Genomic DNA, 12,825 nt, shown 5'->3' with positions numbered 1-12,825 from the left:
CTCCCGTAGGAGTCTGGGCCGTGTCTCAGTCCCAATGTGGCCGTTCAACCTCTCAGTCCGGCTACTGATCGTCGACTTGGTGAGCCGTTACCTCACCAACTATCTAATCAGACGCGAGCCCATCTCATAGTGATAAATCTTTGATATACAAAAGATGCCTTCCGTATATGTCATGAGGTATTACCATCCGTTTCCAGAAGCTATCCCTCTCTACAAGGTAGGTTGCTCACGTGTTACTCACCCGTCCGCCACTAAGGTATCTCAGTAAACCAAAATACCTCCGTTCGACTTGCATGTGTTAAGCGTGCCGCCAGCGTTCGTCCTGAGCCAGGATCAAACTCTTTATTAAAGTTGTATAGTAAATCCTTTCGGATCTATTATCTAATCCTGTTCATAACGCTTGCGTTATTACTTTCGCGTAATTTTTTAGTCTTTTCTTGACCTTTTCTTCTCTCCACTGATCTCTCAGCTTCAAAAAGGAATCTCAAGGGTCGTTACTTTTTTTCCTTCGCATTGTTCAATTTTCAAGATGCTGTTTTTCACTATCCCTTCCGGGACAGCTTTAATATTATATCACTATCTTTAAGCTTTGTCAAGCACTTTCTTCAAATTTCTTCAAGAAATTTTTCGTGCTCTCGCCCTCCACTTGTCGGACAGTAAATATATTATACCTCTTTTTGGTAACAGTGTCAAGCACAAAGTTTTTAACATTCTAAGAACTATTATGTTGAAAACTTACTGTTTTAATCAATTTGCAAAAAAATAATGCAGCCGCATAAGCGGCTGCATTGAATCCTTTAGTCTAAAATCATTACTGACATATTTGAATCCTGTACATTTCCGTTCCTGATACCTGTCAGCTCTGTGCTACCAAGCTGATCCGTTGTTTTAGGGTAAGTACCCTTGTAACGTCCGGATTCAAAATTGCTGTAAACTACTGATTTTACTATATAATTTTCAACATATATCTTGTAAGAACCTTCTGTACCGGCTATTCTGTTTATTGCTCTGCTAAGCTTATTGTTATCCTGCGCGAACTTAGTATTATCCGAATCTGACGAAACGCCTTTATCATTGCATTTCGCACCGTTTCCGTTATGCGAATAAAAATAGAACTTGCCGTCTGTAATAAAGCGGTCATCAGACTTCATAGTACGCTCTCTCTCAGCATACCTTGTTATTTCAGTCTGAGCAGCATTAAAAACTATCTTAGCCTTTGAATTTGCGTTCCTTTCACGCGATTTGGTTATGAAGTATCCCCAAGTCGGGATCATTATGGTAAGCAATATACCTAAAATTGCAAGAACGATGATAAGCTCCATGAGAGTAAAGCCCTTTTTGGACTTGTTCGTCTTCATCGTAATGCACCTCCCAATACATTTTTTCATATATATTATATCAAAAAGTTCACACTTTGTCAATAATAAAATGACTTATCGGTAACAATTTTTTTTACCCTTTATTGTGCATATAGTCCATGAAACGCGCATTTTGTTCAACACACTTCCGTAACAATATGAATGCGCATATTCATATTTTCAAACCTCAGCTTGCTCTTGCAAGTGCAAGCGTAAGGGCAGAATTATAATTATTCTTGAAATTCTGATAATTGTCGATATTCACCACGCCTGACGGACAAGTACCGGTGTATGTATTATCAATACATATCGCGATAGCCTTGCAGGCACCGCTGTCACATATCGCTTTGAATTTTGCCTTTTTGGACTTGTTCATAAAGTTAGTGATCTTTTTCCACATTCTGTCCTTGCCGACAGCTGTTTCAACAGACGACGGAACGATCTTTACCACCTGATCATCCCTGTTCACACGCTCTATCTCTGTTATTTCAGAACCCATATCATATTCATCATCAATTTCAACCAGCGCGGAATTGATCGCCTTCATAAACGAATTCGCTGCTGAATTTGCAGATGTTATCTTGGACTTTCTGACATATCCGAGCATTGACGGAACAAGGATAGCCGCAAGAACTCCTATGATCGCAATGACCACTATGAGTTCAATAAGCGTAAAGCCTTTACGTGTTATTTTTTTCATAAATATTCCCCCTTGTATAATTTTTGTGATGCACTCCCACTTCACTTTTCCAATATCGTTTTTTCGCCTAAACAGCGCAAACCCCATGAAATTTTATCCACTTATATAATATAATAAAATTCACAGTTTGTCAATAAAAAACGCAATTTTTTGTTCCAAATTTTATTGCTTTAAATTGTGCATTTATACAAAACGGACATAAAAAGCTCCCTCAAAAAATGAGGGAGCCTTTACCGCTTCTATTCAATTCTCAAAACCATATTCAAGATCACGAAACCTTTTTAAGAGCTTCCTGAGCAGCCAGTGAATAATTGTTCTGGTAGGTTTTATAAGTGTCAACAGTTACAACGCCGCCCGGAACAGTACCTGTATAAGTCTTGTCGATACTTACACCAACAGCTGTACAAGCGCCTCCGTCACAGTAAGCGACGAATCTGCACTTCTTGACCTTGTCCATATAATGACAGATCTTGTCCCACATATCATCATTATCGATAATATCCGTGATAGGTGTTCCCTTGTCGTCCTTAATATTAACTGTAGCACCTGAAGCCTTGCTGTTACGATCAAGCATACCTATTTCAGAAGCACGCTCTGTTTCCTCTTCAAGTTCAATAAGTGCTGTATTGATAGCTTTCTGAAGTGAAGCTGCTGCTGAGTTAGCAGAAGATATCTTGGACTTCTTTACATATCCGAGCATAGACGGAACAAGGACTGCTGCGAGCACGCCGATGATAGCAATAACAACGATGAGCTCAATAAGTGTAAAACCCTTCTTTGTAGTTTTCATGTGAAAAACCTCCTTTAAGAATCTTATGCAAGGTCAAACATATTTCCCTGCATTCTACTTATGTTTTCCTCCGATTCAGAAGCTGCGCTTCATTATTTTTTTCAGCTTCTGCATATATTATATCAAGAAATTCATAATTTGTCAATATTAAGGTTTTAATTCAGAAATATTTATTTCATCATAAGTCTATATTTACAAGTATCTAACGTAAAACAGGCAAAAAAAGCCCCTCCCTATTGGGAGGAGCCTTTGTTTTTATTCAGTTCTAAAAGGTTTTACTCTGATTATGAAACCTTCTTGAGAGCCTCTGTAAGAGCTAATGTATAGTTGTTCTTATATGCTGTGTAAGAATCAACTGTTACAACACCTGAAGGAACTGTACCTGTGTATGTCTTATCGATGCAAACTGCGATAGCCTTGCAAGCGCCGCCTTCACAAGAAGCCTTGAATGTGCACTTCTTAGCCTTATCCATGTAGTGACGGATCTTATCCCATACATACTTACCAACATCTGACTTACCAGTGATAGAATTTGTAGGCTTGATAGTAACATTACCAGTCTTGCTTGTACGCTCGATCTCTGTGATATCAGAACCTTCCTCAGTCTCTTCATCGATTTCGATAAGAGCTGTGTTGATAGCCTTCTGGAGTGAGCTTGCTGCTGAGTTAGCTGAAGAAATCTTGGACTTCTTTACATAACCGAGCATTGAAGGAACGAGGATTGCTGCGAGAACACCGATGATAGCGATAACAACGATGAGCTCAATAAGTGTAAAACCTTTCTTTGTAGTTTTCATAAGAAAACCCTCCTTTAAAAAATAGATTTGTGAAAGCTTTGCTTCCACTCGATTTTAGGTTCTGGGATTTTTTCTCCCTTTCCCTTCCCTGTGATTATAGTATATCACCTTATTCACAATATGTCAACAGATTCAGAAAAAAAAATCCATAATCGAGGGCACTTTTTACATCAGAACGGTAAATAGGCATATTTTTTTTGTCGTTTTCGTCGAGTTGCACAAGTTTTTATGAATAAATTAAATCTTTAATTTAGTATTTGTTATATTCACAGTTGTTTATACTTTTTGTATAACGCTTTTCATGGTATTTTTCGGGGTCAGACAGACCTTTATAAAGTATTTTTTTGTCCGGAAAATATTTTTTGCTCTGTAATATTCTGAAAAAATATTACCGTCGGTCATAATTATTTTAGGCTTTACATTTTTTTATTCATAAATCTGCTTTAAAAAATGGGCTTTTTTCACGGCCTATTAGTTTAATTTTTTCACCTTATTTTTCGAGTAAATACGACCTCCGTACAGACGTTATCTGCGTCCCTGACACAAGGTCCAAACCGCCTTTTTCTCATCCCTGAAAAATTTTCGGGTAAGAACCTTTTGAAAATGGTCCTTACCCGATAGCTTCTATACTTATTATATATAGTACCGCCATTGCAGCTGCGGCACTGATATTCCTCCCGGAATTATGCCTGAGGAGCCGATGCTCTTCCTGCGCCGCCCATCTGAGCGAGGAAGCGGTAGAATTCCTGCTTGTCGAGGCACTTTTCGAGGGCGTCCACTTCGCTGATGACATTTCTGGATACAAGTCTTGCAAGCTCCATATCCAGTGACATCATGCCCTGCTGCTTACCTGTCTGGATAGCAGACTGAACAAGGTGGATCTTATTATCACGTATCATAGCTGAAATAGCGTCTGTTACGTTAAGGATCTCCATACAAGCGATACGGCCTGAACCGTCCTTCTTAGGAATAAGTGTCTGAGAGATAACAGCTACGAGGTTGTTAGCGAGCTGTGTTCTGATCTGCTGCTGCTGATGCTCAGGATAAACGTCGATGATACGGTTGATGGTATCAGCTGCAGATGTGGTATGAAGTGTTGACATAACGAGGTGTCCGGTCTCGGCAGCGGTTACAGCAGCCTGGATAGTCTCGAAATCACGCATTTCTCCTACGAGGATTACATCGGGGTCCTCACGGAGAGCAGCTCTGAGGGCGAGGGCGAAGTTTCCGACATCATCGCCGATCTCTCTCTGGTTTACCATACATCTCTTATGATCGTGAACATACTCGATAGGATCCTCTACTGTAATAACATGAGCGCTTCTGTTAAGGTTAACGAAGTCGATCATTGCAGCAAGGGTTGTTGACTTACCTGAACCGGTAGGACCTGTTACGAGAACGAGTCCACGGGGACGCATAGCGAAGTCAGCGAGTATCGGAGGAAGTCCGAGATCCTCAAGTGTAGGTATATCGTTTCTCAGAAGACGGATAGCGATAGCGGGCTTACCCTTCTGGAAGTATACGTTTACACGGTGACGGTAGCCGCTTCTTGTTGTGAACGAGAAGTCGGTATCGTGGTGATTGTTGATGCTTGTCTGCTGAGCGTCGTTGGTCATCTGATGAACGATGTTGAGTATTTCCTCCTCGTCCATTTCGGGGTACTGTGTACGCATAGTTCTGAGCGTACCGTTCAGACGTACAACAGGAGCGATCCTGTCTGTGAAGTGAAGGTCAGAACAGCCGAGGAGTCTTACCTCGTCAAGTATTCTATGTATTTCGATTGCCATATTAATTATCCTCCCTGGAAGCCATTAAACTGTAAATGTAGTTCTTACGAGCTCATCGATTGATGTTTCGCCGGCCTGTACAAGCTCGGAAGCGTTGTCACGGAGAAGCTTTGTTCCCTGTTCCTTAGCTGCCTTCTCGATATCTTCCTTGCTGCCGTTGGCTGCAATGATGGAAGAAACCTTAGCAGTACAGTGAATGATCTCATGGATAGCGGTTCTTCCTCTGTATCCTGTGTTATTGCATACAGGGCATCCGCCGGGCTCAAATATCTGGATAGAATGGTCGATACCCATAAGATCGTTCTCTTCGGGAGTTGACATTCTTGGCTTCTTGCACTCAGGGCACAGAACTTTAAGGAGTCGCTGTGCGATAACGCCGATGATTGATGTAGCAACCATGTAAGGAGCTACGCCCATATCAACAAGACGTACAACTGTCGAAGCAGCGTCGTTGGTATGGAGGGTCGACAGAACAAGGTGTCCTGTGATAGCGGCACGGATACCGATATCGGCTGTTTCGGTATCACGCATCTCACCGATCATTACTACGTCAGGGTCCTGACGGAGAATAGAACGAAGAGCAGCGGCGAATGTCATTCCTGCCTTTACGTTAACCTGACACTGGTTGATACCGTCGATAGCCTTTTCGACAGGGTCCTCAACAGTAACTACGTTTACGTTAGGCTTAGCGATCTCACCGAGAGCAGCATAAAGGGTAGTTGTTTTACCGGAACCGGTAGGTCCTGTAACGAGGATAACGCCGTGAGGAACACGGAGCATTGACTCGAACAGTGTATAGTTATAATCGGACATACCGAGGTCTGTGATCTTACGGAGCGCGATCTGTCCTGTTGAAAGGATTCGGATAACGATCTTTTCACCGTGTACCATAGGAAGTGAGGATACACGGACATCAAGAGTGGTTCCGTCAACGACCTGTGTGAAACGGCCGTCCTGAGGGATTCTCTTTTCAGCGATATTCATACCGCTTATAAGCTTGAAACGTGTTGTAAGCGCACTGTGAACAGCACTGGAAATATTCATGAGTTCAACGAGGTCGCCGTTTACACGGATACGGATTCTTGTGTACTTGTCAAAGGGCTCGATATGGATATCGGTCGCGTCTGCTCTGTAGGAGTTCTCAACGATAGTAGTTGCGAGCTTAACGATAGGAGCGCTTTCAACTCTGTCCTTGGATTCAAGGTCAGCCTCGGACATTTCACCGAGGTCGCCGCCCATAGCGTTTACGTTCTCAAGAACGCTGTCAACGTTCTGCATTGAGTAGCACTTACCGATCGCCTTGTTGATCGCAGATGTTGTTGCAAGAACGGGAACGGTGTCCATACCTGTTGAAACCTTGATGTCTTCGAGGACGATAAAGTTTACAGGATCATTCGTTGCAACTGTGAGACGTTTGCCCTGTACATTGATAGCAATGACAGTGTGCTTCCTTGCAAGCGCCTCTGGAACCATCTGAACAGCGTCGGAATTGATCTCGATATTATCGAGGTCAACGTACTGAACTCTCAGATTTCCGGCAAGAGCCTTTGCGAAATTCACTTCAGACATGAAGCCCAGCTCAACAACAACGTCACCGAATTTCTTGGAACCGTTGGAATTTCTCTGCGCGTCAAGAACCTGCTGAAGCTGCTCGCTTGTGATAAGCCCTTGATTGACTAAGTAGTCACCAATTCTCTCGTTTCTCATAAAAAACCTCCGCTTATTTTCTGAATGCTCAGTGTACCGTCATACACTCCCGCATTCTAAAATTTTACTTGAATTTTCCATAATTTATGTTATAATAATATTATGAACATTTTTAATAATGAAGGAGGGGTAAAATCATGTTCGGCTTTGAAGATATGCTCCACAGTGAATTTACCGAGCTGCCATTCAAGATCATGTTTTACGTCATAGTTTTTCTTTTCGGCATTTGCATAGGAAGTTTCCTTAATGTAGTGATTTACAGGCTGCCGAAGGGCGAATCGATACTCGGCTTCGGCGGGACCAAGGAAGACAAGGAAAAAGCTTCCCACTGCATGACCTGCGGAGCAAAGATAAGACCCATAGACCTTATCCCCGTATTCAGCTGGCTCATGCTTCGCGGCAAATGCCACAGCTGTAGTGCGAAGATATCCCCCCGCTATCCGATAGTTGAATCCCTTAACGGGATCCTTTATGTTCTGACGTTTTATGCTCTGGATATCAATGTTAAATCCATAATAACCTGCGTTCTCATGTCGCTTCTCATAGTAGTTGCCTTTATGGACTGGGACACTATGGAGATCAGCATGATAATCGTCGGTATCATATTTGTTCTCGCAGTTCCGCTTGCTCTTTTTCACTCTCCCGAATATGAAGATGTTACACTGAAGAGCCGCATTATAGGAGCTCTTATAATAAGTGTACCGTTTTTCATTATCGGTGAAGTCAGCCGCCCGGTCATCAGGAAAAAGTTCGGTGAAGACTTCAGGGCAATTGAGCTTGGCGATACATTTCTGATGTTCGCCGCGGGAGCTGTACTTGGAACACAAGCTATTATCGTTTCAACATTTTTTGGTATTTTTGCCGCCGCTGTAGGCGGACTTATAATAAAGAAGGTCACAAAAGACTCAAAATTCGCTTTTGGTCCTTTCCTTTCGATAGGTATCGCGATCGGCGCTTTGTGGGGACCTCAGTTAGCGCAGATGTATCTTAATCTTCTTCCCCACGAATAAAGAGTGAAAAATAAGTACAGGCAGCAGCATTGACTGCTGCCTGTTTTCTTATTTATACAACTTATACGACTTCGTTTATCTCGTCGCCGGGTTCCATTTCATCTGTCAAAGCATAGATGAAATATATATCGTTGTCAAAGTTTACATCATCCGGTAAGAATGACTCATAAGCCATACCGCGGTATGCTTCTGAATTATCAGGAGTATACGCAATATCTTCTGTACCGTTCTTCTTGAAGGTTCTCTGGTAAGCATATCCTGTCGGCTTACTAAGGAGAACATTGGACAGCTCAATAGAAGCTACCTGAAGCACTGCAGGCATTCTGAATGCTCTGTAGTCAGCGGTAATAAGATTTCCATCAGCGTCCTTTAAAGGATCGCCTGCATCATCGGTCTTCGCATCGCTCACATCGATAGAACCCTGATTGTTTTTTCCGGCTTTATCGATAACGATCGAAATATTGAAGAAATCCATTGTTACATCAGGTGCCTTGCCTCCGTCATAGTCAGTCTTGAGCGCCTTGTAGGTAGAATTTGCATCACCACCGGCAGGATTCGGAACTGAAACAAGTTTTGATGCGCCCAAAGCATAACTGAAGTTATACTTTGCGTCATTTGCCTTAAAGAAAGCAGGGTTGATACCGTCTGCTTCAGACTGTACCAGACTTACCGTAAGTCCCTTGTTGTCCTCAGTATTTGACTTGAATTCATATATACTGTGCTTGATCTGACCTCTGTCAGCTCCGCTGTTGACCATTCTGAGTACATGGACTTTACCTTTCATCCAGCGTATGTTGTCCTTATCCTTTGGTATAACATCATACTCAAAATGATTCTTGGCATACTTCTTGACAGCATCGTCAATATCCTCACCGGGATACTTTTTATCCTCAGTATCCGGCTGGAACTGATCTCCCGTTGTAACAACCATAGACTCTGCATACTCAAGCTGAGTCTGCAGATATGTCTGTATATTGTGTGCATAGGAGTAAGTTTTTTCGGCTACTGACTGTCTTTTGAATATCTGTGAAACAGGATCGATCATAGACATTACAGCTACCATAAGAAGCGAGAAGATCGCCATTACTACAATGAGCTCAAGAAGGGTGAAGCCCTTTTTAAATGTTTTCCTCATAACTGCCACCCCACTTAATCACCGGATTCAGCAGGTGGAGCTTCAGCTTCCGCCTCTTCCTTGGCCTTTTCAGCTTCTTCGGCTTTTTTCCGATCTTTCTCATTCATGATATCATCAATGAAATCCAGATTCAGACCGCTGTTAAAACCGTTTTTGATATTTTCCTGTGACTTGGCAGATCTGCCGTCAAGGACAACATCTACAGTTTCATACTTCTTTGCAGTGAGTTCGATCTTTGGCTTATCCTTGTCGTAAATGATATCTATTGTGATATCTTCCGATTTAAGATCAACAGTAGCTTTGTCCTTATTTGTATACGTTTTTACTTTGTTTGCGGCGTAGGGCGCCTCCTTAACGATCTTGTCCTTTAAGTTATTGGCAGCTCTCGACTGAGCGTCGATATGTTCGCCGACCATTACAAGAATCATTGTTAAGAGTCCGAGTACAAAAATGGAAATGATCATTTCGATGAGAGTCATGCCCTTGAGATTCTTTTTACGCTTTTTCATAAGAACATTCCTCCTTTATCATGTTGTAAAATACTTGAATTTCCACTCTGTTCCGCTGGGATCAACTGCAAGATCATCATCATCTTCTGATGAACCGCCTGTACCTGATTTTGTATAAGCGAGCGGGATACCATTCTTTGCGCTGCTTATAAATTTTACAAGAGCATTTCCGATAATAGTAGGTTTATAATCCTTTACAACTGTTCCGTCTTCCTTGGTATAATCCACTGTTATAGGTGAACTTCTACCATTCTCAAATCCTAATTCAAGGAACGGAGCCTTAACGGAACCTACTAAAACCGCATCATTAACAAAGTACAGTGTTCCTTCTGTTCCTGCACCAGCTTCCTTCTTGGGATCTGAAAGATCATCATGTGTCCTGTATGCGCCGCCGGTATAGTATTCAATACCGAAATCGTCCTTATAGTTTATTTTCTTTATTGTACCATTGAGTACATCTTCAGGACCTATACTTCCTTTTTCTAATCTTACATCTCCAATAATGAAGAATCTTACGATTCCTCCTTTATATCTTACATGCTCAGATGAAGATGCTATTGCATCCGGATTATCCTTGACTATTATACTACAGCCAGCGTTTAATTTTACATTATCAAGTATTACCCAGCCTACGCCCTCTTTAGGTCTTGTTACAGTAATACTTTTTGTTTTATCCCATGTACTGTCAAATGTGTCTAATATACCTGTTGTGGGCTTTTCACGGATATAGATCTTTTCGTCAAAGTAACCGTCAGATGAATCCATTCCAAGTGACTTTCTTGCGTCTATAAGAGTTGTAACAAGCTTTGTCGAAGGATCAGCATTCTTTTCCTTTGTACCATAGATCTTTTCACGTGTCATATCCTCAGGATATACGCCTTCCGGATGCAGAGTCTTATATGTCTCTACATCAACATTGCCAGAGCCTGAGAAGCTTACAGTATAAGCATCTGATCTTGATACTCTGGTGCCGGACGGATCAACATAGTATTCACCTATCGCATCTGCTCTGCCGCAAGGGTCACCATCCTTAGTATAGTAGCTCTCCTTTTCGGTAGTTACCTCATAAACGCCGTCTGCATTGATTATGCGTCCGTTAGCAAATGCCTTGAATCTTGTTGTTTCCGAAGTTGTAACTATCTTAGGATCAACTGTCGCACCGACAGTTACACCGGTATCATCATCTGACAGAGGCATACACTGAATATAAGGCTTACTGTCGTAAACATTACCGTCATATACATAGTGTCCGTCGGTGTCTATCTCATAAGCGCTTTCTTCAACCTCAAAGTTAGGAAGTTCCTTGTTCTCATACTGCTTGTAGCCGGGATAGAGACCTGAGTATAATGAGTAACCTTCCTTTAACTTGGAAGTATCCTGAACAGCTCCCGCTGTTACATATATCCTTCCGTCAACGTGCAGATCTCCCTCATTATTTAGACCGGAGGTTTTTGTTGCTTTTCCTGCATTTTCATATGCATTTTCAACAATAAGATCACCGTCGATCTGAACTTTTCCTCTGATAGTGCATCTTCCTTTTACTCTTACATCACCATGTATTTTAGCCTGAGTAATCAAAAGATCACCATTGCAGTATATAGTTCCGCCGAAGGAATCAAACTTGCTGTCATCTGTTCTTTCAAATGTACCTCTGGTCCAGTTATAAAGCTGTTTATTACCATCTCTGTCAGCAGTGTTACCAAAGACATTTTTTCCTGTTTCAATTTTGTTTTCTGTACCTACAATATTGGCAGGATCCTTCATAGCCTCTTTTTTATCTTCTTCTGTAGCGGGATTAGCCCACCACTGACCATCAGGCCAGCCATCAGGATACTTATCCTTCATGCTGTCAGGAACTCTAAGCTCCGGGAATCCGTCAGCCCTGAGATTAAAACCAAGATTATAGTATTCTCTGTCCTCTGCAGGAGTAGCATCTGTAGCAGGTTCATCCATAAGATAGATATCTGCGTCAGCTTCAAGAAGCTCTGGATAATACATTGTTCCCGCATAAATATTGAAAGGAGAACCATTTCCTTTTACAAGATAGAGTGAAGACGAGCTATTTGAATAAAGAAGCCGGTCTACATAAAGGTATGGGATATCCTTCTGTGTGAACAAAGATTTCATTGTATAATTTACATTAAAAGCCACATTGTTGGTTGTTGAGAAATTACCCATTACAACTGTTGCAGAAACGGGCCAAACACCATTTTCATTATCTTCAGCAAAGAAATCAAGACTTGATGTTTTAACATCGAAATCTCCGTTTATAAACGTAAGATTTGTATGTGTATCCATGTCGTTCAGAGCACCGTAAGAGCCCGGAACTGAATCAGAAAGTCCTATACCGAGACCACCGTAAATGTCGCCGCCGTTTGCATAGCTGTTACCGCCGGCTTCCTGAAGTCCCTTAACCTCGTTGTTGGATTTTTTCTGCTGACCCGGTTCACCGTGCTTGCTTATATAAGCAACAACAGTTTCTTCTTCCTGACCTACACGGCAGGTAGAAGTTACTCTTACGATGTTCCAAGAAACCCACTCATTCTTTTCGGTATCATATACCCAGTCAACTTTGTCAGCAACAGGCTCCAGTTTGATACAGTCATCGACCCAAATCGGATGATTAGCATCGCTATAATCCCAGTAGCCGATCTTGCCCATGGTTTTATCACTGATCTTTATCTGTGGTTCAAACTTTGTAAGACTGCCTTCGCCTATTGCGCCAACAGTGGCTGCAAGATCTGCATCCTGCTCCATACCTGACTTGAACGCTCTTATTGCCGCTCTTGCGGTATAGCTCGCCTGAGAAACCGCATAAGACTTATGTGCTCTGCTGTTTGAAGCAGTTGCCAGAGCAAGAGTACCTGTCAGGAAGAGGATAAGTATTGCCATTACTGCAACTACCGTAAACAGGGCAGAACCGCGCAATGTTTTCTTCTTCTCTGTTTTCATTTCCCTAACCGCCTTTCAAGTTATAATTTTAATAACTCAGCGTTTGAAATCAGTTGTTTATGTTTCATGCTCATATGCCC

General features: G+C 42.0%; 10 protein-coding genes and 1 rRNA gene. 1 reads left to right on the top strand and 10 read right to left on the bottom strand.

Going from position 1 to position 12,825, the window contains the following annotated elements:
- From QZZ36_RS08270 to QZZ36_RS08240, 7 genes are all read right to left on the bottom strand, one after another.
- A 16S ribosomal RNA gene (locus tag QZZ36_RS08270) occupies positions 1-349 on the bottom strand; the annotation flags it as partial.
- A gap of 448 nt (positions 350-797) precedes the next feature.
- Complete coding sequence (locus QZZ36_RS08265; RefSeq protein ID WP_295079811.1) at positions 798-1,358, bottom strand: type II secretion system protein; 561 nt, start codon at positions 1,356-1,358, stop codon at positions 798-800.
- Between the two features lie 187 nt (positions 1,359-1,545).
- Positions 1,546-2,058, bottom strand: coding sequence for a type II secretion system protein (locus QZZ36_RS08260; protein WP_295079807.1), 513 nt, complete (start codon positions 2,056-2,058; stop codon positions 1,546-1,548).
- A 268-nt stretch (positions 2,059-2,326) separates the two neighbouring features.
- Positions 2,327-2,848 carry a type II secretion system protein gene (locus QZZ36_RS08255; protein WP_295079804.1) on the bottom strand — a complete coding sequence of 174 codons (522 nt, stop codon included), beginning with the start codon at positions 2,846-2,848 and terminating at the stop codon, positions 2,327-2,329.
- Positions 2,849-3,132: 284 nt separating this feature from the next.
- A complete protein-coding gene (locus tag QZZ36_RS08250; protein WP_295079801.1) occupies positions 3,133-3,645 on the bottom strand; it encodes a prepilin-type N-terminal cleavage/methylation domain-containing protein in 513 nt (170 codons plus the stop codon).
- Positions 3,646-4,328: 683 nt separating this feature from the next.
- Positions 4,329-5,432 carry a type IV pilus twitching motility protein PilT gene (locus QZZ36_RS08245; RefSeq protein ID WP_295079798.1) on the bottom strand — a complete coding sequence of 368 codons (1,104 nt, stop codon included), beginning with the start codon at positions 5,430-5,432 and terminating at the stop codon, positions 4,329-4,331.
- A gap of 24 nt (positions 5,433-5,456) precedes the next feature.
- Positions 5,457-7,139, bottom strand: coding sequence for a type II/IV secretion system protein (locus QZZ36_RS08240; protein ID WP_295079794.1), 1,683 nt, complete (start codon positions 7,137-7,139; stop codon positions 5,457-5,459).
- A gap of 137 nt (positions 7,140-7,276) precedes the next feature.
- On the opposite strand from QZZ36_RS08240, the gene QZZ36_RS08235 reads away from it, so the two are divergent.
- The gene (locus tag QZZ36_RS08235) at positions 7,277-8,149 is read left to right on the top strand and encodes an A24 family peptidase (protein ID WP_295079792.1); all 873 of its coding nucleotides are present in this window, start codon (positions 7,277-7,279) and stop codon (positions 8,147-8,149) included.
- 61 nt (positions 8,150-8,210) lie between these two features.
- Here QZZ36_RS08235 and QZZ36_RS08230 read toward each other — a convergent pair whose 3' ends face one another.
- The 3 genes from QZZ36_RS08230 to QZZ36_RS08220 are packed head-to-tail and all read right to left on the bottom strand — an operon-like array spanning position 8,211 to position 12,745.
- The gene (locus QZZ36_RS08230; RefSeq protein WP_295079789.1) at positions 8,211-9,284 is read right to left on the bottom strand and encodes a type II secretion system protein; all 1,074 of its coding nucleotides are present in this window, start codon (positions 9,282-9,284) and stop codon (positions 8,211-8,213) included.
- 14 nt (positions 9,285-9,298) lie between these two features.
- Positions 9,299-9,793 (bottom strand): prepilin-type N-terminal cleavage/methylation domain-containing protein, encoded by a 495-nt coding sequence (locus tag QZZ36_RS08225; protein WP_295079786.1) that lies wholly within the window; start codon positions 9,791-9,793, stop codon positions 9,299-9,301.
- Between the two features lie 18 nt (positions 9,794-9,811).
- A complete protein-coding gene (locus tag QZZ36_RS08220; protein WP_295079783.1) occupies positions 9,812-12,745 on the bottom strand; it encodes a polymer-forming cytoskeletal protein in 2,934 nt (977 codons plus the stop codon).
- Positions 12,746-12,825: the final 80 nt, after the last annotated feature.

The sequence above is a fragment of the Ruminococcus sp. genome, assembly GCF_016287535.1.
Classification (GTDB): domain Bacteria; phylum Bacillota; class Clostridia; order Oscillospirales; family Ruminococcaceae; genus Ruminococcus.
This window is presented reverse-complemented; position numbering and strand designations above follow the sequence as displayed.